The following is a 25,772-nucleotide window of genomic DNA, read 5'->3' as shown; positions in this document are numbered from 1 at the left end:
AATAAAAAGGCAAAAAATAGCTAATGACAGCGCAATTTGAACATGTCTCTGTACTGATGGACGAAACCATAGATGCTTTGGACATTAAACCCGAAGGCATTTACATGGATGGCACATTTGGTCGCGGCGGACATTCAGGTCAAATTCTTGCGCGTCTAAGTGACCAAGGTCGCTTACAAGCAATCGATCAAGATCCGCAAGCGATTAAAGCCGCCGAAAAATTTGCCGACGATACGCGATTTTCAATTGCCCATACCCGTTTTTCAAACTTAAAAACGGTTGCTGAAGATAACAATTTAATCGGCAAGGTTGATGGTATTTTGTTAGATATCGGTGTTTCTTCACCACAGCTAGATGATGCTGAGCGCGGCTTTAGTTTTATGAAAGATGGCCCACTTGATATGCGCATGGATCCAACCAGTGGTCGCAGCGCAGCACAATGGCTAGCTGAAGCTGAACTTGAAGACATCACTCATGTGATCAAAACCTATGGCGAAGAAAAGTTTGGTCGCCGTATTGCTCATAAAATTATTGAGACTCGTGAGCACACTGCGATTACTAGTACCAAGCAGCTTGCTGATTTGGTCGATGAAGCAGTCCCTGTAAAAGATAAACATAAGCACCCTGCAACACGCACATTCCAAGCGATCCGTATTTATATCAACAGTGAACTTGAAGAAATTCAAACTGCACTGCAAGCCGCTGTTGACGTTTTAAAACCAGGTGGGCGTTTAGTCGTTATCTCGTTCCACTCGTTAGAAGATCGCATTGTTAAGCAGTTTATTAAAAAACAGAGTAAGGGAGAGGCGATACCCAGAGGTCTGCCTTTAACGGACGCACAAATAAACAAAAACCTGACGTTAAAGGCTGTGGGTAAAGCCATTAAGCCTAGCAAAACGGAGATTGAAATGAATCCTCGTTCGCGTAGTTCGGTACTAAGGGTTGCGCAGAGATTGTAATGAAAGCTAAAGCGACGCATCGCCAACCAAATTTATTTAAAGAAATTTTTAAAGGCCTAGGAGCGAATAAGCTGACCTTGGCCTTGTTGGTTGTGATCCTTGCATCGAGCTTAGCTGTGGTTCAAGTGACACACTTAGCGCGTCAACAGCTAATTGAACAGGATAAATTATTGCAAGAGCGTGATGAACTCGATTTAGAGTGGCGCTACTTGTTGGTAGAAGAAGAGTTTTACTCACAGCATGCACGCATCGAAGAAGTTGCGACCATGCAGCTTGAAATGAAAAGGCCAACTAGCCAAGATGAACAGGTGGTAGTACTGCAATGAGAAGCAGAGGGAAAAAGCCAACAAATACCTTGATCACATGGCGCTTTACGCTCGTGTGTTCAGTTGTTCTACTCGTCTTTATGACGTTAGTTGCTCGTGCTGCCTATTTGCAAGTGATTGAGCCTGATAAAGCCCGTTCAGAAAGTGATAAACGCACAGTACGGGTTGAAAAACAACATGTACAACGAGGTATGATTTTTGACCGCAATGGTAAAGAACTTGCTGTTAGTGTTCCTGTTGTTAGCGTTTATGCAGATCCAAAAGCACTTCATAAATCTTTAGTAAGCAAAGTACTCCGTCAAGCCCGTAAAAATGGTGAAGACCAAAATGCCCTTGCTGAAAACACCAATGAGCTCAATAAACGTATTGCCACGTACTATAACCACGATTTACGTTGGCGAGAGCTGGCTGATGTGCTTCGTATTGAGCCAAAGAAAATTAATGCACGCCTACGCGATAACCCTAAACGCCGCTTTGTTTATTTAAAGCGTCAAGTGACTCCCGCTGTAGCAAATTATATTGGTGATTTACGTTTACCAGGTATCCATTTACTTGATGAATCAAAACGCTATTACCCTGCCGGTGAAGTGACTGCGCATGTTATTGGTTTTACTAACATTGATGGCCACGGTATTGAAGGCATTGAAAAACTTTACGAAAAACAACTTACAGGTGTCGAAGGGCAACGTACTATCCGTAAAGATGCGCAAGGTCGTGAAGTGGAAGTACTTGATGAGCGTGAGCGTGTTGAACCCGAAAATATTCAACTTAGTATTGATCAACGTATTCAGGCAATCGCCTATAAGGCTGTTAAGTCGGCAGTGTTGACATATAAAGCAACCTCAGGATCAGCGATGGTTGTTGATGTAAAAACAGGTGAAGTGTTAGCGATGGTTAATAGCCCTTCGTTTAACCCTAATAACCTTAACGATGCAGCACCTCATAAGCGTCGTAACCGTGCTATTACAGATTTATTTGAGCCAGGCTCAACTGTTAAGCCGCTAGCCATTTTAGCTGGTTTAGACTACGGCTCGATCCAACCGGATGACATCATTGATACTTACCCAGGCTGGATGCGCGTAGGTGGCAGCTTAGTACAAGACACACGAAACCATGGTGAAATGACTTTAAGAGAAATCTTGAAGTATTCAAGTAATATGGGTGTTACAAAAGTGAGCCAAACCGTACCGAAAGACTACTTTGTTGGTCTTTATCAAAAAGTAGGTTTCGGAAGCGATAGTGGAACAGGCATGGTCGGCGAAAGTAGTGGCTTATTTTACCCTAATCGACGTTGGTCAGATCATGAGATAGCAGCGCTTTCCTTTGGCTATAACCTAGCGGTTAGCACAGCACAAATGGCCCGTTTCTACGCCATGCTTGGCTCGGGTGGTGTAATGCGTCCGCTAACAGTTTTAAAGCAAGATTCAATCCCTGAGGGTGAGCGTGTTTTTCAACAAAAAGACGTTGAGGCCGTAGTTCACATGATGGAGAGCGTATTTGAAAAAGATGGTACGGCTAGAAGCGTTAAAGTTGATGGCTATCGTGCAGCGGGTAAAACCGGCACCTCTAAAAAAGCTGCTGTGGGTGGCTATGGTGACGAATATGTCGGTTACTTTGCAGGTGTCGCGCCGGCTAGTAACCCTCGTTTAGCTGTTGTAGTAATGATTAATGAACCCGGTGGAGATGTGTATTATGGCGGTGCGACGGCAGGCCCTGCGTTTGCAGAGATTGTCTCCAATGCCTTAAGAATTTTAAACGTCGCACCGGACAAAGATGCGGTTGCGTACGTAGAAGGCAAAGATAACGATGCGTGATTTAAAACCGATTCTTAATCATATTGATGTTGAAGCTAATAGCTTATTGGTTAACCAACTTCGTCTCGATAGCCGAGACGTAAAACCTGGCGATGTATTTGTGGCAATTAAAGGACACCAACTTGATGGTGGCCAGTTTATAGATAAAGCCATTGAAAACGGTGCTGTGGCAATCATTGCTGACCGCTTATGTCAGTTTGAGAGCCATTTTGAAGTACTTTTTTTAATTACTGATTTAGCTAAAAAATTGCCTGCTTTGGCCGCTGCTTTTTATGGTCAGCCTTCTAAACAGCTCGAATTAGTGGGGGTTACGGGTACCAATGGTAAGTCAACAACCACAGCTATGATTGCGCATTTAGCCCAGCAGTGTTACAAGTCAGCTGCGGTTATAGGCACCTTAGGTTATGGTCATCCTGATAATTTAACGCCGCTGATGAATACTACGCCTTCAAGTGTTGACTTACAGCGTATTTTAGCTGAATTAAAACAACAGCACACTGACATTGTGGCAATGGAAGTTTCATCCCATGGCTTAGTGCAACAACGTGTTGATCATTGCCAGTTTAAGGCGGCAGTATTTACTAATCTTTCACGGGATCATTTAGATTATCATGGCTCAATGGAAGCGTATGGTGACGCTAAATTGATGTTAATGCGTGACCATAATCCTGAACTTGTCGTTCTTAATCAAGATGATGCGCAAGTTGAATTGTGGTTAGAAAAATACGACTTTAATAACCTTGTTTGTTATGGACACAAAAACTTAACACCTGAAAATGCACGTTTTGTCTATTTCAGTGACGTAACCTATGACAACACAGGTATTTCCGCTAAGTTCGAAACCAGTTGGGGCGATGTACATATTACATGCGCTTTATTTGGTGAATTCAATCTTTATAACTTGGCTGCTGCACTCGCAACGCTTCTTGGCTTAGGATATCCACTTAAATTATTAGCTGATGCGTGTAGTACTTTGCAGCCTGTTGCAGGGCGTATGCAGGCATTTAGTGCGCCAGGTCAACCAACCTGTATTGTAGATTACGCTCACACTCCTGATGCGCTGGCACTTGCATTACAAGCATTGCAAAAACATGTTCCGGGTGGCGTGAGTTGTGTTTTTGGCTGCGGCGGTGACCGCGATAAAGGCAAACGCCCAATGATGGCAAAAGCTGCAGAAGGGAATGCAGACCGTATTATTGTCACCAGCGATAATCCACGCAGTGAAGATCCTGATGCGATTATTGCTGATGTGATTGCTGGGCTTGAACACCCAGAGCAAGCGCATAGTGAAGCAGATCGCGCGCGTGCAATCAGCTACGCAATAGAACAAGCAAGTGCTGATGATGTCATTCTTATTGCAGGTAAAGGCCACGAAGATTATCAAATTATTGGCGAGCAACGTATCGATTTTTGTGATCGTCAATATGTACAACAACAATTAAAAGAAAAATCGCAAGGGGCGCAGTTATGATCCCTATGGATTTTGATTGGCTAGCAAAGGTTCTAGCAACCGATTACCAAGGTGGTAATCAACAAGTTAAAAATATAAATACAGATACGCGCACACTTTGTGAGGGAGACGTGTTTTTGGCGCTTCAAGGCCCAAACTTTGATGGCCACAAATTTATAGCACAAGCCAAAGAAAAAGGGGCGATTGCCGTGATAGTGGCACATCCTGTTAATGTCGATATTGTGCAGTTTGTGGTCACTGATACACGCATTGCGCTAGGTGAAATTGGCTCAGCCGTTATGGCACAAGTTGCACCTAAAACTATTGCGATTACAGGCAGTGTTGGTAAGACAACCGTAAAAGAAATGTGTGCGGCAATTTTGTCAGGGCACGGCGAAGTGCTTTCGACGAAAGGCAACTTTAATAATGACATTGGTGTGCCACTGACTTTATTACGCCTTGAACCACAGCATGAATATGCGGTGATTGAATTGGGTGCGAATCACATCGGTGAGATTGCTTACACTGTTGCAATGACTAAACCCGATGTCGCCGTGGTGTGTAATGTAGCAGCTTCTCACTTAGAAGGTTTTGGCTCATTACAAGGTGTAGCAACAGCAAAGGGCGAAATCTATGATGGCTTAAAGCCAGATGGTGTAGCCGTGGTTAACTGTGACAGCGATTTTGCTGATTTTTGGCTCGCCAAACTAAATGATCGCAACGTAAAACGTTTTTCTACCAGCAAGCAATTAGATTATTGGGCAGAAGATGTGGTGCTTGATGAACAGGCTCGCGCATCTTTTATGCTGTGTAATCAAGATAAAAAAGTACCTGTCACCCTTGCTCTACCAGGTAAGCACAATATTGCTAACGCATTGATTGCCACAGCCTTAACGACTGAGCTTGGCGTAAGCCTTGAAAGCATTGCATCGGCACTGGCAACCATGGGTGAAGTTAAAGGTCGTGTGAATGTGCTTAAAGTCTCTGACACCCTGACTGTGATTGATGACACTTATAATGCCAATGTACAGTCTGTAAAGGCGGCGATTGATTTATTAAGTGATATGCCAGGTCGTCGCATTTTTGCACTAGGTGATATGGGCGAGCTTGGCGAAGAAGCGCGTTTTTATCATCAACAAGTCGGCGAGTACGCACAGCAAAAAGGCATTGATGAGCTATATAGCTTAGGCGTATTGAGCAAGTCAGCCAGTGATGTATTTGAAAAGCCAAACCGCCACTTCTCAAGCCGCGAACAATTACTACAACAATTGCAGAGTGTGCTTGCTCAGTCTCAGCAAAAAACCACGATAGTTGTAAAAGGGTCACGTAGTTCTCGTATGGAACTAGTCGTCGCAGATTTAGTTAATAGCCAGCAAAATGGCAACAATGGAGTATCGTCATGTTAGTTTGGCTGGCAGAGTATTTAACACAATATTACAGTGGTTTTAATGTATTTTCGTACCTAACGCTGCGCGCGATTTTAGGTATTTTAACAGCATTACTGATATCACTTTATTTTGGTCCAATATTAATCCGTGGCTTGCAAAAGATGCAAATTGGTCAAGTTGTTCGTCATGATGGACCAGAGTCTCACCTGTCGAAAAAAGGCACGCCAACCATGGGTGGCATTTTGATTTTAGGTGCGATTTTTACCAGCACACTGTTGTGGGCTGACTTATCTAATAAGTATGTTTGGGCAACCTTATTTGTTGTGGGATCATTGGGTATCGTTGGCTTTATTGATGATTACCGCAAGGTTATTCGTAAGGATCCAAAAGGGCTGATTGCTAAATGGAAGTATTTTTGGCAGTCAGTCATTGCTTTAGTCGTAGCAAGTGCATTGTACTTTACATCCCAGCAAGCAAGTGAAACGTCTTTGGTTGTGCCATTTTTTAAAGATGTACTGCCGCAACTTGGTTTGTTTTATATCGTCATGACTTACTTTGTAATCGTCGGCACATCGAATGCAGTAAACCTGACAGACGGCCTAGATGGTTTAGCGATTGTACCTACTATTTTAGTGGCTTCGGCCCTTGCTATTATTGCTTACCTTACCGGTAATGTGAATTTCTCAAGCTACTTACATATTCCGCATTTACCACTGGCAAGTGAGCTGGTTGTGGTATGTACCGCGATTGTTGGTGCAGGCCTTGGCTTTTTATGGTTTAACACTTACCCAGCACAAGTCTTTATGGGCGATGTCGGCTCATTAGCGCTGGGCGGAGCACTTGGCATTATTGCGGTACTCGTTCGACAAGAACTTATTTTAATTATTATGGGTGGTGTATTTGTAATGGAAGCATTATCGGTGATTTTACAGGTAGGCTCTTACAAATTACGCGGCCAACGTATTTTTAGAATGGCACCCATTCATCATCACTATGAGTTGAAAGGTTGGCCTGAGCCACGTGTAATTGTGCGCTTTTGGATTATTTCAATCGTGCTAGTTCTTGCTGGCCTTGCTACATTGAAGATCAGGTAAATGACAGTTATTAACGAGATAAAAAATAAAAAAATTACAGTGCTCGGACTCGGTGTAACCGGTCTGGGCATTGTGCGTTTTTTATTATCTCAGAACATCAGCCCTAGGGTAGTTGATAGTCGTCAACAGCCACCAGGTGCAGATTGGTTAAGCGAGCATGCTCGTGATTTAACGACTCACTTTGGTGATTTAGATAATGCACAGCTGAGCAGCAATGACATTATTATCATCAGTCCTGGTTTAAGCTTAGCGACACCGGCTGTCGCAAACGCAATTGATGCTGGTGTTGAAGTGATTGGTGATGTTGAGTTGTTCGCGCGCCTAACAAATAAACCCATTGTGGCAGTGACGGGTTCAAATGGTAAGTCGACCGTTGTTACATTGGCGTTTGAAGTGCTTAAAGCGGCGGGTTATAAAGTAGGCCTTGGCGGTAACATTGGCACTGCGGTGCTTGATTTACTGTCGCAAGACTGCGATGTGTATGTACTTGAGCTGTCGAGCTTTCAGCTTGACACCACGCACAGCTTAAAAGCCAAGAGCGCTTGCGTACTTAATGTGAGCGAAGATCATTTAGATCGTTATTCAAGCTATCAAGCTTATATAGATTCAAAACAAAGTATTTATAACGGATCAGAGCTTGCTGTCGTCAATGCTATTGATGTGGCAACGCACACAGCAAAACAACCACAAGTAAGCTTTGCCCTTGCGCATGCTGACTATGCACTGATTGAGCATCAAGGTGAGCAATATTTTGCAGCTCATGGGAAACCCGTGTTACCCGCAAGCAGCTTGAAAGTGGTGGGCTCGCATAATCAACAAAATGCCTTAGCTGTAATGGCATTGCTCAGTCCTTTTGACATAACAGCGGCGCATTATGAACAAGCATTCGGCGCATTTACAGGACTTGCGCACCGTTGTCAGTTTGTTGCTGAAATTAAGGGTGTAAAGTATTTTAATGACTCAAAGGCGACCAATGTCGGCGCAACCATCGCAGCCATTGAAAGCCTAGCCGATCAAGCAAAGCAGTTAGTTGTTATTGCAGGTGGTGATGCGAAAGGGGCTGATTTAGATGCTCTAAAACCGTATTTAAGCAGCAAAGTCAAAGCCTTGGTATGTTTTGGTAAAGACGCCAAAGCCCTCGTGGCACTGAGTGAAAAAGGTCACTTAACCACGAGTATGCATGAAGCTGTGCAGCTAGCGAAAAACCTCAGTGTTAATGGTGATATCGTACTTTTAGCGCCAGCTTGTGCCAGTATTGATATGTATAACAACTACATGCAACGTGGTGATGATTTTACGCAATGCGTATTGGCGGAGGCAGTATGATTGCATTTGCAGATATCCGTGACGCATTAACGCCTAAGCAGTCCGCACAGCTTTATGACGTCCCCTTATTGTATTGCATGATAATGCTGATTGGTGTTGGTTTTGTCATGGTAACCAGTGCTTCTATGCCTACCGCTGAAAGGTTATTTGACGACCCTTACCATATTATTATTCGCCATGCGATGTTCCTTGTTATGGGGTTTATCTTATTTTGGATCACAACCAATGTACCTATGGATTGGTGGAAACGAAGTAATCCCTATTTGTTATTGCTTGGTCTTGCTTTGCTTTTATTAGTCCTTGTTGTGGGTCGCGAAGTGAATGGAGCAAAACGCTGGATCCCGATTGGGCCTGTGGGTTTTCAGGTTGCTGAAGCCGCTAAATTATACTTTTTTAGTTACATCGCTGGCTATTTGGTTCGTAAGCGAGAAGAAGTGCAAGAAAACTTAAAAGGCTTTGCAAAGCCTATGGTGGTATTCGGTGCATATGCTTTATTAATTTTATTACAGCCTGACTTGGGTACCGTAGTAGTACTATTTGTTACGACGGTGGGCCTATTATTTTTAGCCGGTGCGAAGCTATGGCAGTTTTTTGTCTTGATTTTAACAGGCGTTGCTGCCGTTGTCGGATTGATCATTGCTGAACCTTACCGTATGGCACGTGTTGTAGGCTTTTTAGAGCCGTGGGAAGACCCGTTTGGTAAGGGGTATCAACTCGTGCAGTCACTAATGGCATATAGCCAAGGGGGCTGGTTTGGGCAAGGTTTAGGTAACAGCGTACAAAAATTGCAGTATCTACCAGAAGCGCATAATGACTTTATCTTTGCTGTAATTGGCGAAGAACTCGGCTTTTTTGGGGTTATGAGTATTTTATGTGTGTTGGCTGTTTTGGTATTCAGGGCATTATTAATTGGTCAAAAGGCACTCAAATGCGGAAAAGAGTATGAAGGCTATTTTGCGTTTGCGATAGGTATTTGGTTTGCTTTTCAAACCATGGTAAATGTCGGTGCAAGTGCTGGTATTTTACCAACCAAAGGCTTAACACTGCCATTTATTTCTTATGGTGGTTCGAGTTTATTGGTGATGACGATAGCCACAGGTGTACTTTTACGTATTGACTTTGAAACTAAAATGGCCACCAAGCAAGCGACTTCAGGAGGTAAGCGATGAGTAAAAAATTACTTGTTGTTGCCGGTGGTACTGGTGGACATATTTTTCCGGGCATTGCAGTGGCTGACTTTCTCAAACAGCAAGGCTGGCAGGTTAGCTGGATTGGTACACCTGATCGAATGGAAGCAACTGTGGTTCCTAAGCACAACATTGAAATTGATTTTATCGATGTCAAAGGGGTGCGAGGTAATGGCATTAAACGGTTAATTAAAGCACCATTTATGGTGATGAATGCGATTTTTCAAGCACGTAAAATTTTAAAAGCACAACGCCCTGATGTGGTACTTGCCATGGGTGGTTATGTGACAGGACCAACAGGGATTGCAGCAAAAAGTTTAGGTATCCCGTTAGTGATTCATGAGCAAAATGCAGTCGCTGGTATGAGTAACCGTTGGCTAGCCAAGTTTGCCAGTAAAGTATTGGCGGCTTTTCCTTCAGCATTTGCTAAGGGGCAGTGCGAGGTAGTCGGTAATCCAGTGAGGGCAAGTGTTGCTCAAGTTAGTGCAAAACAAACAAGCACACCCATTAATATATTAGTCGTGGGGGGATCGTTGGGAGCGCAGGTGCTTAATCACACTTTACCTGCTGTATTCAGTGCACTTTCAGCGCAAACAACGCTTAATATATGGCACCAAACCGGAAAAAATAATGAACAAAAAGTCACGGCAGACTATCAACAACTAGGTCTTGCTGAAAATACGAAAGTGGCTGAGTTTATTGATGATATGGATAGTGCGTATCAATGGGCTGATTTGGTAATTTGCCGTGCTGGTGCATTAACGGTTAGTGAGATTGCCGCAGCAGGTCGAATGGCATTATTTGTGCCGTTCCCACATGCAGTGGATGACCATCAAACTGCTAATGCTGCTTATTTAGTTAATTCAGGTGCTGCACTGATGATGCAGCAAAACGCGTTTTCTAAAGAGGCGGTGGTGGATTTGTTGACACCGTACTTAATTGCACCAGAAAAAATTTCCATAATGGCAAGCAAAGCAAAACAGCTTGCTATTTTAGATGCCACAGCCAAGGTTGCAAACCGCTGTGAGCAGCTAGTAGATAGAAGAGATTCGTAGTGAAAGAAAGCATGATAAAAGAAAACAACACGCGCCCTGCGATGCGTCGTATCGACACCATCCACTTTGTCGGAATTGGTGGTGCAGGGATGGGTGGTATTGCCGAAGTACTTGCTTTTGAAGGTTACCGTATTACCGGCTCTGATATTGCGCACAGTGCAATGACTGAGCGCCTAATTCATGTTGGCGCAGAAGTGTTTATTGGCCATGATGAAAACAATGTAAAAGATGCCAGCGTTGTGGTGGTATCAAGTGCCATCAATGAGCAAAATCCCGAAATTAAAGCGGCCAGAGCAGCGCGTATTCCTATTGTTCGTCGTGCAGAAATGCTCGCTGAACTAATGCGTTTTCGCCACGGTATTGCTGTGGCAGGAACGCACGGTAAAACAACTACAACCAGCTTAATCGCGAGCATTTATGCGCAAGCAGGTCTTGATCCAACCTTTATAATTGGTGGTCTCTTAAATAGCGCAGGTAGTAATGCCAAAGTCGGTAAGAGTGATTTCTTGATTGCAGAAGCCGATGAAAGTGATGCATCATTTTTGCATTTACAACCTATGGTATCGGTGATCACGAATGTTGAAGAAGATCATATGGATACCTATGGTGGCAGTTTAGAGAAGATGAAAGATACCTATGTCGATTTCATCCACAACCTGCCATTTTACGGTCTCGCTGTTGTGTGTATCGATTCAGACGTTGCTGCTGAGCTTATTCCACGTTTTGGCCGCCCAGTGATCACCTATGGTGAGTCAACGGATGCAGATTATAGAATGCTTAACTTCAGTCAAACAGCTAACACATGCTCGTTCGATGTTGTGAATAAACAAGGTGAAAGCTTACCTGTAACTTTAAATATGCCTGGTAAGCACAACGCTTTAAATGCAACAGCGGCTATTGCTGTTGCCAAAGATCAGCATATTGCTAACCAAGCGATTTTAGAGGCGCTTGCGCAGTTTGAAGGAGTGGGTCGTCGTTTTCAGCATTACGGCACTTTTGATAATGAACGTGGTAATGTCATGTTGGTGGACGACTATGGTCATCATCCATCTGAAGTTGCAGCAACCATTGCGGCAGTGCGCGAAGGTTGGCCTGATAAGCGTTTAGTGATGGTTTATCAGCCTCACCGTTATAGCCGTACACGTGACTTGTATGAAGATTTCGTGAAGGTATTGGCAGATGTCGATCAACTTTTATTACTTGATGTGTATTCAGCAGGTGAAGAGCCAATAGTCGGAGCAGATAGTAAGAGTTTATGTCGTAGTTTGCGTCAACGAGGCAAAGAGCCTATTCATGTTGCCAATAGCTCTGAGCTTGCAGGCGTTCTTGCTAACCTTCTGCAAGATAACGATTTAGTATTAACTCAAGGTGCTGGTAATATTGGTCAGTTAGTTAAGACGCTCGCGGCTACTAACTTATCTATTGAACAACTTAAGCAGGTAAATGTATGAGCCAGTTAAGCGACAAATTTGGCAAAGTAGCAGTACTTTTTGGCGGCACGTCTGCTGAGCGAGAAGTTTCTCTAAAATCAGGCCAAGCTGTGTTGAACGCTTTGCAAAATGTCGGCGTTGATGCCATTGCTTTTGATCCAAAAGACCAGCCGCTGTGGCAATTAAAAGAGTTAAATGTTGAACGTGTGTTCATTGCTCTACATGGTCGTGGTGGTGAAGACGGTACGATTCAAGGTGCACTTGAATTTATGGGGATTCCTTATACCGGTAGTGATGTTTTAGGCTCAGCACTGGCGATGGATAAAGTACGCTGTAAACACTTATTTAAAGCAATGGGCTTAAGTACCGCTCCTTATGCTGTTGTTGATAGCCGTTATGAGTTTGATAGCCAAGCAATTATTAATCAGTTTGGCAAAGTGATGGTTAAGCCGTCACATGAAGGCTCAAGTATTGGTATGGCAGAAGCAAACAGCGCAGAGCAACTAGATACTGCGCTCAACGCTGCATTTAAGTTTGATAGCCAAGTGCTTGTTGAGCAGTGGATCACGGGGCGTGAGTTTACCGTTGCTGTGCTTGGACACGATGTTCAGCCGGTCATTGAGATGACCACGCCAAATGGTTTTTATGACTATCAAGCTAAGTATCAGTCAAGTACAACTCAGTACCATTGCCCTGCGGATATATCTGTGCAAGAAACTGAACTTTTGCAAGATATGGCATTAAAAGCATTTGATTTAGTCGGAGCCAGTGGTTGGGGGCGTGTCGATGCGATGCGCGATGAGCAAGGTAATTTTTACTTACTTGAAGTCAATACAGTTCCTGGCATGACTGAAAAATCATTGGTACCAATGGCAGCAAAAGCCAACGGAGCGAGTTTTGAGCAATTAGTTGTTCGCATTTTGGAGCAAACCCTTTAATATGCATCACTTTTTAGAAAAAGCACAACAGTTAAAGCAGCGGCTCAATTGGTCGTTGATCTTTGGCGTGAGCTTTTTTCTTATCGTGATTTTTAGTTTGATTAAAATCACTACCGGTGTGTCAGATTGGTTGGTCGAAAATAAAGATGCGCAAATAAAGCACTTAGCTGTACAAGGTGAGCCTAAGTATACAGATGAAAAGGCTATTATTAGCGCAATAAAAAAAGCCGACTTATCGAGTTTTTTTGAATTGGATGTTAAACATGTGCAACGCTTAGTACAAAGTTTGCCTTGGGTGGCGACGGCATCGGTCAGAAAGCAGTGGCCTGATACTATTCAAGTGTATGTGGTTGAGCATGAAGCGGTTGCACATTGGAATGATGATTTATTGTTAAATCAGTCTGGTGAAGTGTTTCAAGCAAGCAGTAATAAATTACCAAACACATTACCTAAGCTCTATGGCCCTGAAGGGAGTGAGGTAGAAGCATGGACGGCATTTGGTCAATTTAAAGCGATGCTAAAAGTGAATAATTTAGAGCTAACAAGCCTCGCGCTTTCAGAGCGTTTTTCATGGCAGCTGTGGCTTGATAATGGCATTCGCCTCAATTTGGGGCGTAAAGAAAAAGCAAAGCGTGTACAACGTTTTATAGATGTGTATCCGCGCATGGAACAACGTGTAGATGCACAAATTGATGTTGTTGATTTACGGTACGATACCGGTCTTGCAGTGAGCTGGAAGCCATTGCAAGAGGAACAATTAGAAAATAAGAGTAAGGCATGACTAAGTCAGCAGAAAGAAACCTAGTGATTGGATTAGACGTTGGCACCTCAAAGGTAGTGGCCACCGTTGGTGAAATCACCGCAGATAATAAACTCAGCATTGTGGGTGTTGGCAGCCAAGTTTCGCATGGTATGGACAAAGGTGGCGTTAACGACCTTAACCTTGTTTCTGAATCGATTCGTCGCGCTATTGATGAAGCTGAACTAATGGCAGATTGCCGTATCAGTTCTGTTTATTTAGGTATTTCTGGTAAACATATTCAGTGTCAAAACGAAAGCGGCGTGGTTGCGATTAACAACACTGAAGTCACTGATGAAGATATTGAGAATGTGATTCACATTGCACGTTCAGTGCCTATTTCGGCGGAACGAAAAATGCTACATGCGTTACCGCAAGAATACAGTATTGATATGCAAGAGGGGATTAAAAACCCATTAGGCATGAGTGGGGTACGTATGGAAGCGCGTGCGCACATCATTACTTGCTCAAATGACATGGCTAAAAACATAGAAAAATGTGTTGAGCGCTGTGGGTTAGAAGTTGATCAACTGATATTTACTGCATTAGCGTCATGCTATTCCGTTCTGACAGATGATGAAAAAGAGCTGGGCGTGGCTGTTATGGATATCGGCGGCGGAACGATGGATATCACCATTTATATTAATGGTGCGCTTCGTCACTCAGCAGTTATTCCGGTTGCGGGCAATCAGGTGACTGGCGATATTGCAAAAATATTTAGAACACCTATATCGCATGCTGAATCACTCAAAGTACAATATGCGTGTGCAAGCAGCCAAATGGCAAGCAATGAAGACACTATTGAAGTGCCGAGTGTGGGTGGTCGACCTGCACGTATTATGTCGCGTCATACCTTATCTGAGGTTGTTGAGCCACGATTTAGAGAATTATTTGAGTTGGCAATGGAAGAAATACGCCGCTCAGGTTTAGAAGACCAAATTGCTGCCGGTCTTGTCATAACTGGCGGGACGGCAAAAATGACAGGCGCAATGGAAGTGGCAGAAGACATTTTCCAAATGCCTGTAAGAATTGGCAAACCAATTGGGATAGTTGGTTTGACAGATTATGTTGATGATCCTTCGTACGCAACCGCTGTTGGTTTGTTACAATACGGCCGTACAATGCAATCGATGAATGCACAAAAGTCGAAAGCAGAAGGTGATAATAATTGGTGGAACCGTATTACGAAGTGGTTCCAAGGTGAGTTTTAAGACTCAAGTCGGAGAGTAAAGATGTTTGATATAATGGAACAGCACAGCGAAGAAGCTGTCATTAAAGTAATTGGCGTGGGCGGTGGCGGCGGTAACGCTGTTGAGCACATGGTAAAACAACAAATTGAAGGTGTACGCTTCATTGCGGCGAATACCGATGCACAAGCACTGCGTAATTCATCAGCAGATGTCACTGTACAGCTAGGTACGCAAATCACTTCTGGCTTAGGTGCGGGAGCCAACCCTGAAGTGGGTCGTAATTCAGCGGAAGAAGATGCTGAAACAATCCGTGCAAGCCTTGAAGGTGCTGACATGGTGTTCATCGCTGCAGGTATGGGCGGTGGTACAGGTACCGGTGCGGCTCCTGTGGTTGCTAAAATTGCTAAAGAGTTAGGGATCTTAACTGTTGCAGTTGTAACACGCCCGTTTGACTTTGAAGGTAAAAAGCGTGCCGCAGCGGCGGAACAAGGTATTAATGAATTGTCAGAAACTGTTGATTCACTTATTACAATTCCGAACAATAAATTGCTTAAAGTTTTAGGCAAAGGCACGACATTATTAGATGCCTTCGCAAAAGCAAACGATGTGTTATTTGGTGCGGTTCAAGGTATTGCAGAATTAATCACACGCTCTGGTCTAATCAACGTGGATTTCGCCGACGTACGTACTGTTATGTCAGCGATGGGCACTGCGATGATGGGGACTGCGTCAGCGTCTGGCCCAGACCGTGCGCAAGAAGCAGCAGAAGCCGCTATTTCAAGCCCATTACTTGAAGATGTCGATTTAACCGGTGCTAAAGGCATTCTAGTTAATATCACAGCAGGTATGGATATTGCGATTGAAGAGTTTGAGATTGTTGGTAATCACGTTAAAGCGCTTGCGTCAGAAAACGCAACGGTGGTTGTTGGTGCGGTAATTGACCCTGAAATGAGTGATGAGTTACGCGTTACAGTCGTTGCAACTGGTTTAGGTGGCGAGCGTCGTCCACAGTTTGGTATTGTTGATAATGGCTTTAAAAAAGCATCGGGTTCAGATGTGCAAAGCACAACAAGCCAATCGACTAGCAGCATGTACGTGCCAAGCTTTGCAAGCCAAGGTAGTAGCGACGATGTAAGCGTGTCAGCAGGTGTTGATAAGCAAGAATCTGTGAAGCAAAATACAGCAAGTAGTTCAGTATCAAGTAATACTGAAAGCAGCAAAAAGTCTGATAAGTCAGAAGGTGGCGATTATTTCGACATTCCAGCGTTTTTGAGAAAACAAGCTGACTAAGATTTTTTTATGGTATTTTGCCTGAAAAGTAAACAAATTTGGCAGTTGAGTGTATTTATGATACAATCCGCCGTCTAACTGTAACTATAAGTGAGCGAACCTATGATTAAACAGCGTACGATTGCAGAAGTAGTCAAAGCCATAGGAATTGGACTTCATAAAGGTGAGAAGGTCACTATTACTCTCCGACCTGCGAGCGCAAATACTGGGATTGTATTTCGTCGTGTGGACCTTGACCCGGTTGTTGATTTTGAAACAACACCTGAAGCCGTTGGCGATACGCAATTGTGTACCTGTTTAACAAACAAAGATGGTGTTCGTTTATCAACGACTGAGCACCTTATTGCTGCCGTTGCGGCAATGGGGATTGATAATCTAATTGTTGAATTAGATAGCTCAGAAGTGCCGATTATGGATGGTAGTGCATTACCATTTATTTACTTGTTACAAAAAGGCGGCATTAAAGAAGTAAATGCAGCTAAGCGCTTTATTCGTATTAAAGAAAAAGTACGTATTGAAGAAGGCGATAAATGGGCTGAAATAGAACCCTATGATGGTTTTCACATCGACTTTGAAATTGCGTTTGATCACCCAGCAATCAATGAAAGCCGTCAACGTATCGGTTTAGATATTACTACGCAGAGCTTCACTGAAGAAATCAGCCGTGCACGTACTTTTGGCTTTATGAAAGATATCGAGTATATGCATGCTAATAACCTAGCATTAGGTGGTAGCATGGATAACGCAGTTGTTTTGGATGACTTTAAAGTACTAAATCCAAACGGCTTACGTTATAGCGATGAGTTTGTTAAACATAAAATCTTAGACTGTGTCGGCGACATGTTTATGACTGGCCACAACATTCTAGGTAAAATCACGGCTTATAAATCAGGTCATGATTTAAACAATAAACTACTTCGTAAAATTATGGCGACTGAGTCAGCATGGGAATGGGCAACATTTGAGACCCCAGTGACTATGCCTGCACCAGGCCTAGAAGTAGCGACAGCTTAATCGCAAGCATATTACAGTTATAAAAAATGACGCTTTTAGCGTCATTTTTTTTGCCTTGTTTATAATCCAAGAATAGCTTCAAGCTCTACTAACTGATTGATTTGATAAGTTGGTTTAATATCTTCAGGTAATAGAACACCTGGGTGTTGCAACCAGCAAGTATCGATACCCACATTATAACCCCCTAAAATATCGCTGGCTGCTGTATCACCAACCATTAAGATTTGCTCTTTTGGCGGATTGCCCATTAATTGAAACGTGTGCTGAAAAATTTCAGGAGCAGGCTTTGCTTTACCTACTAACTCCGAAATAACGAGCCAATCAAACATATCTTGTAAACCTGTATGCTCTAGGCGTTTTTGCTGTAATTTAGCAAAGCCATTAGTAATAATGCCCAGCTTTGCATGTGGCTTTAACTTTGCCAACAACTCAACAGCACCAGGCAGTGGCACACAAATTGATGCCATCGCATCTAAAAAGCCATCATTAAGAGTTTTAGCGGGAACATTGAGCTTGTTAGCCCACTGGGTAAAACGGGTTATTTGTAGCTCACTGGCAGTGATCTCATGCTTTTGATAGGCAATCCAAAGAGGTTTATTAGTGGCTTGGTAATGCTGATAGTCTGCATCAGTAAATTTTACGCCATAATTGGCGAACATCACCTTTAACCCTTCAAATGCATTAAAACTGAATAGGGTTTCATCGGCATCGAATAATACGTGGCTATACTTCATGGTTATCCTAACTACTGATTAAATAAGCTCGGGTGTAAAAATGGCGCCATTGCGAGTGTAAGCGCTTGTATATAGGTGCTTTCGCGGGTAGCAAGGTGATTGGTTAATAAGCCAATAGCGCCCCCTTGTTGTTTGATATTAACGGTATTGAATGCCTCATCCATGACATCACCCAGTTCTTTACCGGCCAATAAGGCATCGTAAAAAGGTTGCGGTAAGGGGAGGTTACTACTGCGACCAACACTAAATTGTTGTTTATTTGCAATAACTACATATGCAAAGGTTGCTGCACCATAACTAAACTGTTCTGCGCCACCTTCCATTGCTGCATAAAAGTCAGCGTTAAAGTGAGTTTGGCAGTATTTTACGCGGTTTTCAGCACCTATACGTGTCTCATCTTCACCCAGTGGCTGATCAGGCACATCGGAAGGGGCGTGTTCACCTTTGCATTCAATGATATGGTCTGGGAAGTAAAGGCTAAAGACATGTTTAGCTGCGTTAATTTTAACAGGGTTCTTTGAACCGACAATAACACGTAATGTTTCTTTCAAGCTGACGACTCCATCATTGTTGGTTGAGTCAGCAGTGTACCCGAGTGATTTAAATCGGCAAGTCAACTGGGGCTAAATTTTCCAGTGCACGTTTTTTCAAAATGATGTCTTTGATTAGCGGTGTTAAAACAAGTTCCATCGCTAAGCCCATTTTCCCACCTGGTACAACTAGGGTGTTTATACGTGACATAAAACTACCTTCAATCATGCGTAGATAATATGGAAAATCTACATCTTCAATGCCACGAAAACGGATAACAACAAAGCTTTCGTCTAGTGACGGAATATCTTTAGCGCTAAATGGGTTTGAAGTATCAACCGTTGGCACGCGCTGGAAGTTAATATGAGTACGTGAGAATTGTGGCGTAATGTGGTTGATGTAGTCGTCCATACTGCGCACAATTGAGCCCATGACAGCCTCGCGAGAGTGGCCTCGTTCTGAGGTATCACGGATTAGTTTTTGGATCCATTCAAGGTTGATGATAGGCACCATGCCAATAAGCAAATCAACATGCTTGGCTACATCATGGTCTTGGTCAACTGCACCACCATGTAAGCCTTCATAAAAGAGGATATCGGTATTGGCTTCTAGGTCTTGCCAAGGAGTAAAGGTTCCAGGCAACTGGTTGTAAGGCACGGCTTCATCAAAAGTGTGCAAGTAGCGTCTAATTTTTCCTTGGCCAGTTTCACCATATTGGTAGAATAATTCTTCGAGTGCACCAAAGTCGTTAGCTTCACGACCAAAATAGCTTATGTGCTTGCCCTCTTGCTGTGCTTCACGAACTTTTTTATCCATTTCAGGACGCGTATAACGATGAAAGCTATCACCTTCGATAAAGGCCGCATCAATATTTAAGCTTCTAAAGATATGCTTAATGGCATTCGTGGTGGTGGTTGTGCCTGCACCAGATGAGCCGGTAATTGCGATAATTGGGTGTTTAGCTGACATAATTGTTCTCGTTATTAGTGAAGTCGTGTTATTTGCTCAAGCACTCAGTTAAAGTAACAAAAAACAAACACGCCTTAGTTATAAAGGTCGAGTATAGTAAGGTCAAGTGACTGGCCAATTAAATAACGCTATCATGAGCGAATAAGAATTAAAACGAGAGAGCAACATGAAATTAATTTCGCCTTTATTTTTTGCGCTGACAAGTACATTTTTATCAACTGCAGTGGATGCTGCGATGCCGAAAAGCGAAATATTATTAGCGGATCTTGATACACCTTATGGCATGAAGGTGTCTCGTATTACCGATGATACAAGCTATAACAATCAACCATTTTTGATTGACCAAGGTGTTTATTATACCCATGAAGTAATTGCTGAGCAGGGGCAATCACAAACTGACTTGTACTATTTTGATTTTGCCAGTCAAAGTGCCTCTAACCTAACAAATTCTCCTGTTAGTGAATATTCACCTACTTTAATGCCTGACAAACAGGCTTTATCAGCCATCGTAGTGGAAAAGGATGGTAAGCAAAAATTGTGGCAATACCCTCTAAAATCAGACCAACAAGCAAGTCGTATTTTTGAATGGATAGAGCCTGTTGGCTACCATGCATGGGGAGCCGACAATGATCTTGTTATGTTTATTTTAGGCGAACCACATACCTTACAATACACATCACTCGCTGCTGCTAATCCTCAAGTTATTGCCGGTGATATAGGTCGTACACTTATTTTTGATAAACACACAAACAGCTTTTTGTTTAGTTATAAAAAAGATAACCAGCATTGGTTGGCACGCTTTTCAGCTAAGACGAATGAAGTTGCCGATTTATTCCGACTACCTGACGCAGTACAAGATTTTACATTAGTGAATCACAACACAGTGGCGTATGCGGTTCAAAGCCGTATTTATAAACGTGACTTGAATGATGCAGGGGGGGTATCGCAGTGGCTTGATTTAGGTCGTTATTGTGAAACCTCAATTACACGATTAAGTTATCATAATAGTAAGCTTGCATTTGTGTGCAATAAATAAGTAACGATTTTCAATAGATTACTGTACTGTGTTTATTATTGAACATTTTTAACAAGGCGCGCACTTGTCTTTATCCGCAGCACAACTTAGTGAACAGCTTATAAAATTAGGCTGTCGTAGTAATTTTAAAATAAAAAATATTAACGAGTTCATGCTTGCTCACTCCAAAGAGGCGTTTTATGTGCATGAGCAAAGTGGTCAGGCTAAATTAATTATAAGGCCTGCTTTTGAAGTGTTTAGCGCTGATTTTGAAGCTTTGGAAGGTATCTCTAGAGTTAAAGACTACTTTCATAGTAGTGAAATGACACGCTTCCCTACGCGGATTTATAAAAGTGCTCAGCCCATTCATTATGGTGTTGCTTTTAAAGTGACAACCACCCAAGCCGTTGAATTATTTATTAAGCGGTTAAGTGCTATTTTAGCACAATGAAAAGGGCCACAGATGTGGCCCTAATCTAATGTGGCTGGTTGTTAGCGTTTAAGAAAACTATTCACTGAGCTTAGCTCACGTTTCTTCAGGGCGATACAATCATTCACTCCTTCCTCTAACTTACTCAAAGTGCGAGCATAGCCAGGTTGTTCAGAGATTTTATCAGTAAAGAAGGTTTTGGTTTTTTCTAAACTTTTCGCATCACAGTTTGCGGTTGTGAAGAATGGCAAGTTTGGTATAAAGAACGGCGGTAAGCTCTTAGTGATAGCTTCGTAATTATTGTAGATCCAATCAATGAACAACGCTTGGCGTTCTTTACCATAACTTAGGCCACCTAATAAAGTACGCATATCTGAGGCTGTTACTTCATCTGTTAGGCTATAATCTAATACCGCTTTTTGTAGCTCAGGCTTTCCGAAATACCCCATCGCAGCTAGCATTTTAGTACGTACTTGCGGATCTTTGGTTGTTTTAAAGGTTTGCTTGTACTTTTCAAGGAGCTTTGCATCGCCGTGATAGGCTGCCAAATTTAGGTAGGTTGAAGCTAAATATGGGTCAACATTTTCAGGGTTATTCAAATAAAGCGCTGCTTGTGCTTTTGCTGTATCAATCACTTTTTGATCTTCGCCATCAAAACCTAAACGGCTAATAACCTGTGCGCGTAACTGTGATACAGCAGCATCTTCATTCACTTTTGCTGTTAGACCGTATTGCTTCGCCGCTGGTGCAATGCTGTTACGGATAAATTTAGGCCATAAATCACGGTTGCTGTCATCTTCAAATACACGTTTTTGCGACGCTAAATAACCAAGGGCTGTATTAGCAACAAGCGGGTGCGCATCGCTTACGAATGCTTCAAGAGTTTGCATTAGATTGGCAGCAGAAATAACGCCTGCATCTAATAGAGAGTCTACCGCCGAAAGAAGCGCTAAGCGCTCTCGCACGGTTAGCTTATCCGCTGCGTTGTCGAGTAGGGCACTAAACTGTGCGTCATCTAATAGCCAGCGGTAATAACCCATGGCGCCTTGATCTGGATAAATCCACTCTGGTTCAAAATCGAGGGTTAGCTGTTGTGTCTCTTTGTTCAGCAATATATTGGCTGTTTCAACTTTATCGCCTGCACCATATTTAATCGCAACCGGAACATTCCACAGTTGTGCTGGCGCATCAACACCGGCATTCACAAAGCGGCTTTGGCTAATATTAATTTTCTTACCGTCTTGGGTTACTTTGATAAGTGGGAAAGATGATTGTTCAATAAACGATTTTAATACACTTGCAACGTCTTTATTCGAGGCTTCGCCTAATGCTTGCCAAAGGTCTGCCGCTTCTGCATTTTTATATGAGAACTTCTTCAAGTAAGCTTGAATACCTTGCTGGAATGCCTCTTCACCAATCCAGTTCTCCACCATTGAAAGCACCGCACTGCCTTTACTGTAAGCAAGGCCAAGGCCATCCATGATGTCAGCTTCGGTTTTTATAGGCTTACGTATAGGCTTAGTACTTAAGCGTGCATCGAGTGCCATTACATGGTTTTGTGGTAAGTCTAAGTGTGACTCAAACTCAGGGTTGATTTGTGCGGTGATTTTCGCAGCCATCCAGCTTGCAAACGCTTCGTTTAACCATAAGTCATTCCACCATTTCATGGTGACTAGGTTACCGTACCATTGGTGAGCTAATTCATGGGCAATGATTGATACATTGCGCTCTTTTTTACTACGTGTTGCAGTGGCAAGGTCGACTAGAAGAATATCTTCACGGTAAGTAACAAGGCCTGCATTTTCCATCGCGCCAAATGGGAATTCTGGTACTGCAACTGAATCAAGTTTTTTATAAACGTAAGGGATGCCAAAGTAATCTTCCAGTGCTTTTAATACGCGTGGCATATTTTCTTTTGCGTAATCAGCAAGATGAATTTTACCTTGCGGCGTCAGTACGCGGCCAGGAATTGGCATGCCTTTAATTTCAAGCTCTTCAAATGGGCCCACAGCCATTGCGACTAAGTAAGAAGGAATAGGCGGCGTTTTATCAAAAAAGTGCGTTGTCATCTCGCCATCAACTTTGGTTTTTAATACTGGTGTGTTGGCATACACTTTTTGAGATGTGGGCGCTGTGATTGTTAGCTGGAATGGAATTTTATAGCTAGGCTCGTCAAATACAGGGAATGCACGACGGGCATCGCTCATTTCAAATTGAGTAAATAGGTAAGGCGTACCCTGATCAAGCGTTTTATATAAACCGACACTTTGACGGTTGTAAGGCGCTGTAAAATCAATTTTTAAAGTGTATTTACCAGGCTGAATTTTTTCATCACAGGTGAATTTAACTTTACCTGTTTTTAGCATTTCAGCACTAAGGTCGCAGTTCTCTGCACCTAAAATCTTGGCCATACTCACAGCGTAATCAATACCGTTTAGTTCGATATAATTCGTTGCTTTAAGTACTTCAAGGGCAATGTCGGTATGACCGGAAAAATTGTCTTTTGCAGGATCAAGCGTAAGTTTTACTTGTTGTGAGCTAGGCTTGGCAAGCTTTTCGATAACATATTCATTGGCGTGGGCTGAGCTAACAGCAAGTGCAACACTCACTGTTAATAGGCTTTTTAAGAACATAAGTATCCCTGATTTTTTGTTGTTAGAAAGGCACCTGCTATGAGGGGCGAAATACCATGCTATCAGGTTTTAATTTGAACAGTAATAAATAGTTAGTAACAAAGTTTGTCAGCTAATGATGGCGGTCGATGAAACGTTGCCAATGCAGTTGCGGGTTGATTTGTCGCACATTTTGTAGCACGGTGTTCAATAGTGGCATATCCGTAAAACGTTGCTCATTGAAATCTTTAAAACCAAGTAAGTAGTTAAAGGCATCTTTGCTGTTTGCTTGCAGTGCATGAATACGAATTTGTTGTTCAAAGTTGAGCCGTAAGCTACTAATCGCCGTTTTCATTCCTTGTTGGTCAACATTGGGAATAGCGCATTTTTGTAAATAACCAGCACGTTCACCTTCACCGGAAAACCAAATGCGTACTTTTTCGCTATAGCGGCCTGATTTAGCAGGTAAATCAAACATCAGCCGTTGTTGGTTTTGTTCGCTTAAAAAGTCTAAGTACTGATCAAGTCCAGCATTAAGTAGTGCATTGTGGATGGGCACATAGCGTGGTTTTATCTTGCCATGAGTGTGAAAATCAAAGCAGCGAACACCATCACACGTGACAATGTTATCAAGAGTTAAATGACCAATTTCATCGCTGTAGGCACCGGTGTAATAAGCGAACAAAGGCAGCCAAAAGTGCCAATGCTTTGCTTGCTCACGAGGAAGACGTTGGTCACTGTAGATGTAACCGTTATACAGGGTATGTAATTCCATGGCCGAAAAGGGCCGGCGACCGAGATGGGACTTCAACCTAATACCTTGATAATAAAGACGCTTTAAGGAGTATACCTGAACAACGTTTAGTTTCCAGCCTAACGACACTACGACATAGAGCATAGTGTCGTGATAAAATTAATCACAAAGTGCTTTTGCAAGTCCTACAGGCTCAATTTCTACACATACTTGGTCATCATTCCAGTTTAAACCAACCAGTGCATCATCTTCGTTTAGATCTTCAACCCATTCATCAAGAAACTCATCAAGGCCAATTTCAACTGGCGTATAGTCTTGCCATTCGTCTTTGCATTGCGCCTTTGCAGCATCTTCGGTGCCCCAAAGTAATAGGACATCAGTGTCACTAAATTGGTTTGATTCACAGACAACAAAACCACCATCTTCAGCACCCAGTGCCCACATCGTTTCGTTGAGACGAACTTTTTCAACGAAGCTTACTAATTCTGATTCAATTTCGATATCGCTCATTTGCCTAACCCTTACCTTTATTTTCGTGGATCTGTTTGTTGTACCGCCGCTTGATCGGCGAATTGATGGTAAAAGCCAACTAAATTTTCTAGTTGGCTAAAATCAGTTAATTCGCGGAAGCGGATCCAATCTAGCAAGCAGTATAAACTGATGTTGAGGTATTCACAGCTTTTAAATACTGGCTCAGATAAATGATTATTTAAATAGGCTAATGTTTCAGCAATTCGTTCATTCTGTAAATTAAAAAACAGTGTGTCAGTGTGTGTGTCGAATCCTGAGCGTTGACACAGAAGCATTTCTACTAATGAGTCATTACAGGCATTAATGATGGTAAGAAAATTCTCTTGTCGCCAACTCAACAGTGGTTGATTGTTTTTTTCGAGTAGGTAGCGAATAATCGAATTTGAATCGGATAGGCTAAAACCATTATCAATAAGAATAGGAATTTTTCTTGCGGGGCTATGAGTTATCATCGTTTGCCTATCTTGCTCAGAAAATATATCTAAATTTTTAAATACTAAAGCAAGTCCATTTAAATCAGCCCATATTCGAATACGTCTCACAAAGGGGGAGGTTGTTGAACCGAGTAATTCCATGACGATCTCCTGTCGAAAAAAAAGCCGCTGTGAGCGGCTCATTTGTTGGTATTTGTATCAATCTGTACGGCTGGTGACTTCAAGTAAGTGATAACCGAACTGAGTCTGAACTGGGCCTTGTACTTGGTTTACTGGAGCAGAGAATACCACTTTATCGAATTCTGGCACCATCATACCGGGTCCAAACTCACCTAATGCACCGCCATCTTGGCCTGATGGGCAATTTGAGTGAGCTCGTGCAAGATCTGCAAAGTCTGCACCTTGTTCTATTTGCTGTTTTAAGTCTAAACAGTGTGCTTCACTGTCTACTAAGATATGCCTCGCGCTGGCTACTGCCATAATTACTCCCCACAATGTGTGT

General features: G+C 42.7%; 25 protein-coding genes. 17 read left to right on the top strand and 8 right to left on the bottom strand.

All coding sequences use genetic code 11. The annotated features are described in order from the left end of the window. Window positions 1-23 precede the first annotated feature (23 nt). The 15 genes from rsmH to lpxC all read left to right on the top strand — a co-directional run bounded on the left by rsmH (window position 24) and on the right by lpxC (window position 17,260). Window positions 24-959 carry a 16S rRNA (cytosine(1402)-N(4))-methyltransferase RsmH gene (gene rsmH, locus L3V41_RS04505; RefSeq protein WP_062568610.1) on the top strand — a complete coding sequence of 312 codons (936 nt, stop codon included), beginning with the start codon at window positions 24-26 and terminating at the stop codon, window positions 957-959. Further along, complete coding sequence (ftsL, locus tag L3V41_RS04500; RefSeq protein WP_062568611.1) at window positions 959-1,285, top strand: cell division protein FtsL; 327 nt, start codon at window positions 959-961, stop codon at window positions 1,283-1,285. Before rsmH ends, ftsL begins: the two co-directional genes overlap by 1 nt. Further along, window positions 1,282-3,099, top strand: a complete 1,818-nt coding sequence (locus L3V41_RS04495; RefSeq protein ID WP_062568612.1) for a penicillin-binding transpeptidase domain-containing protein — start codon at window positions 1,282-1,284, stop codon at window positions 3,097-3,099. Before ftsL ends, L3V41_RS04495 begins: the two co-directional genes overlap by 4 nt. Further along, window positions 3,092-4,570: a UDP-N-acetylmuramoyl-L-alanyl-D-glutamate--2,6-diaminopimelate ligase gene (gene murE, locus L3V41_RS04490; RefSeq protein WP_193987824.1), complete on the top strand. Its 1,479-nt coding sequence runs from the start codon at window positions 3,092-3,094 to the stop codon at window positions 4,568-4,570. Before L3V41_RS04495 ends, murE begins: the two co-directional genes overlap by 8 nt. Then, window positions 4,567-5,955 (top strand): UDP-N-acetylmuramoyl-tripeptide--D-alanyl-D-alanine ligase, encoded by a 1,389-nt coding sequence (gene murF, locus L3V41_RS04485; protein WP_237114463.1) that lies wholly within the window; start codon window positions 4,567-4,569, stop codon window positions 5,953-5,955. The genes murE and murF overlap by 4 nt, the downstream gene beginning before the upstream one ends. Beyond that, window positions 5,949-7,031, top strand: coding sequence for a phospho-N-acetylmuramoyl-pentapeptide-transferase (gene mraY / locus L3V41_RS04480; RefSeq protein ID WP_193987822.1), 1,083 nt, complete (start codon window positions 5,949-5,951; stop codon window positions 7,029-7,031). The genes murF and mraY overlap by 7 nt, the downstream gene beginning before the upstream one ends. Then, window positions 7,032-8,357 (top strand): UDP-N-acetylmuramoyl-L-alanine--D-glutamate ligase, encoded by a 1,326-nt coding sequence (gene murD / locus L3V41_RS04475; protein WP_062568616.1) that lies wholly within the window; start codon window positions 7,032-7,034, stop codon window positions 8,355-8,357. It abuts the gene before it with no gap. After that, the gene (ftsW, locus tag L3V41_RS04470; RefSeq protein WP_062568617.1) at window positions 8,354-9,526 is read left to right on the top strand and encodes a cell division protein FtsW; all 1,173 of its coding nucleotides are present in this window, start codon (window positions 8,354-8,356) and stop codon (window positions 9,524-9,526) included. Before murD ends, ftsW begins: the two co-directional genes overlap by 4 nt. Then, the gene (gene murG, locus L3V41_RS04465; protein WP_193987820.1) at window positions 9,523-10,599 is read left to right on the top strand and encodes an undecaprenyldiphospho-muramoylpentapeptide beta-N-acetylglucosaminyltransferase; all 1,077 of its coding nucleotides are present in this window, start codon (window positions 9,523-9,525) and stop codon (window positions 10,597-10,599) included. The genes ftsW and murG overlap by 4 nt, the downstream gene beginning before the upstream one ends. Further along, a complete protein-coding gene (gene murC / locus L3V41_RS04460; RefSeq protein ID WP_062568619.1) occupies window positions 10,599-12,050 on the top strand; it encodes a UDP-N-acetylmuramate--L-alanine ligase in 1,452 nt (483 codons plus the stop codon). The genes murG and murC overlap by 1 nt, the downstream gene beginning before the upstream one ends. Beyond that, entirely contained in the window at window positions 12,047-12,967 is a 921-nt protein-coding gene (locus L3V41_RS04455) for a D-alanine--D-alanine ligase (protein ID WP_193987819.1), read from the top strand. The genes murC and L3V41_RS04455 overlap by 4 nt, the downstream gene beginning before the upstream one ends. 1 nt (window position 12,968) lies before the next feature. Then, window positions 12,969-13,748, top strand: coding sequence for a cell division protein FtsQ/DivIB (locus tag L3V41_RS04450; protein WP_237127218.1), 780 nt, complete (start codon window positions 12,969-12,971; stop codon window positions 13,746-13,748). Continuing rightward, window positions 13,745-14,977 (top strand): cell division protein FtsA, encoded by a 1,233-nt coding sequence (gene ftsA / locus L3V41_RS04445; protein ID WP_062568622.1) that lies wholly within the window; start codon window positions 13,745-13,747, stop codon window positions 14,975-14,977. Before L3V41_RS04450 ends, ftsA begins: the two co-directional genes overlap by 4 nt. 21 nt (window positions 14,978-14,998) lie before the next feature. Further along, complete coding sequence (gene ftsZ / locus L3V41_RS04440; protein ID WP_062568623.1) at window positions 14,999-16,246, top strand: cell division protein FtsZ; 1,248 nt, start codon at window positions 14,999-15,001, stop codon at window positions 16,244-16,246. A 102-nt stretch (window positions 16,247-16,348) separates the two neighbouring features. Beyond that, entirely contained in the window at window positions 16,349-17,260 is a 912-nt protein-coding gene (gene lpxC, locus L3V41_RS04435) for a UDP-3-O-acyl-N-acetylglucosamine deacetylase (RefSeq protein ID WP_062568624.1), read from the top strand. A 59-nt stretch (window positions 17,261-17,319) separates the two neighbouring features. Here lpxC and yjjG read toward each other — a convergent pair whose 3' ends face one another. From yjjG to L3V41_RS04420, 3 genes are read right to left on the bottom strand one after another with little or no spacing between them, the layout of a single operon-like run. Continuing rightward, window positions 17,320-17,994: a pyrimidine 5'-nucleotidase gene (gene yjjG, locus L3V41_RS04430; protein ID WP_062568625.1), complete on the bottom strand. Its 675-nt coding sequence runs from the start codon at window positions 17,992-17,994 to the stop codon at window positions 17,320-17,322. Between the two features lie 11 nt (window positions 17,995-18,005). Beyond that, a complete protein-coding gene (gene yjjX / locus L3V41_RS04425) occupies window positions 18,006-18,545 on the bottom strand; it encodes an inosine/xanthosine triphosphatase (RefSeq protein ID WP_193987818.1) in 540 nt (179 codons plus the stop codon). A 49-nt stretch (window positions 18,546-18,594) separates the two neighbouring features. Next, the gene (locus L3V41_RS04420) at window positions 18,595-19,494 is read right to left on the bottom strand and encodes a phosphoribulokinase (RefSeq protein ID WP_062568627.1); all 900 of its coding nucleotides are present in this window, start codon (window positions 19,492-19,494) and stop codon (window positions 18,595-18,597) included. Between the two features lie 166 nt (window positions 19,495-19,660). On the opposite strand from L3V41_RS04420, the gene L3V41_RS04415 reads away from it, so the two are divergent. Continuing rightward, window positions 19,661-20,530, top strand: coding sequence for a hypothetical protein (locus tag L3V41_RS04415; protein ID WP_237127217.1), 870 nt, complete (start codon window positions 19,661-19,663; stop codon window positions 20,528-20,530). 64 nt (window positions 20,531-20,594) lie between these two features. Then, window positions 20,595-20,960 (top strand): hypothetical protein, encoded by a 366-nt coding sequence (locus L3V41_RS04410; protein ID WP_062568629.1) that lies wholly within the window; start codon window positions 20,595-20,597, stop codon window positions 20,958-20,960. Window positions 20,961-21,001: 41 nt separating this feature from the next. On the opposite strand, the gene L3V41_RS04405 is transcribed toward L3V41_RS04410, so the two are convergent. The 5 genes from L3V41_RS04405 to L3V41_RS04385 form a co-directional block, all read right to left on the bottom strand. Then, the gene (locus tag L3V41_RS04405; protein ID WP_237127216.1) at window positions 21,002-23,572 is read right to left on the bottom strand and encodes a M1 family metallopeptidase; all 2,571 of its coding nucleotides are present in this window, start codon (window positions 23,570-23,572) and stop codon (window positions 21,002-21,004) included. Between the two features lie 112 nt (window positions 23,573-23,684). Beyond that, entirely contained in the window at window positions 23,685-24,362 is a 678-nt protein-coding gene (locus L3V41_RS04400) for a hypothetical protein (protein WP_062568631.1), read from the bottom strand. A gap of 102 nt (window positions 24,363-24,464) precedes the next feature. Next, complete coding sequence (locus tag L3V41_RS04395; protein ID WP_062568632.1) at window positions 24,465-24,815, bottom strand: DUF2750 domain-containing protein; 351 nt, start codon at window positions 24,813-24,815, stop codon at window positions 24,465-24,467. 17 nt (window positions 24,816-24,832) lie between these two features. Next, window positions 24,833-25,411, bottom strand: a complete 579-nt coding sequence (locus L3V41_RS04390; RefSeq protein ID WP_237127215.1) for a glutathione S-transferase N-terminal domain-containing protein — start codon at window positions 25,409-25,411, stop codon at window positions 24,833-24,835. A gap of 57 nt (window positions 25,412-25,468) precedes the next feature. After that, window positions 25,469-25,750 (bottom strand): peptidylprolyl isomerase, encoded by a 282-nt coding sequence (locus L3V41_RS04385; protein WP_062568634.1) that lies wholly within the window; start codon window positions 25,748-25,750, stop codon window positions 25,469-25,471. Window positions 25,751-25,772 lie beyond the last annotated feature (22 nt).

The organism is Pseudoalteromonas sp. L21, assembly GCF_021728035.1.
GTDB lineage: Bacteria > Pseudomonadota > Gammaproteobacteria > Enterobacterales > Alteromonadaceae > Pseudoalteromonas > Pseudoalteromonas arabiensis.
This window is presented reverse-complemented; position numbering and strand designations above follow the sequence as displayed.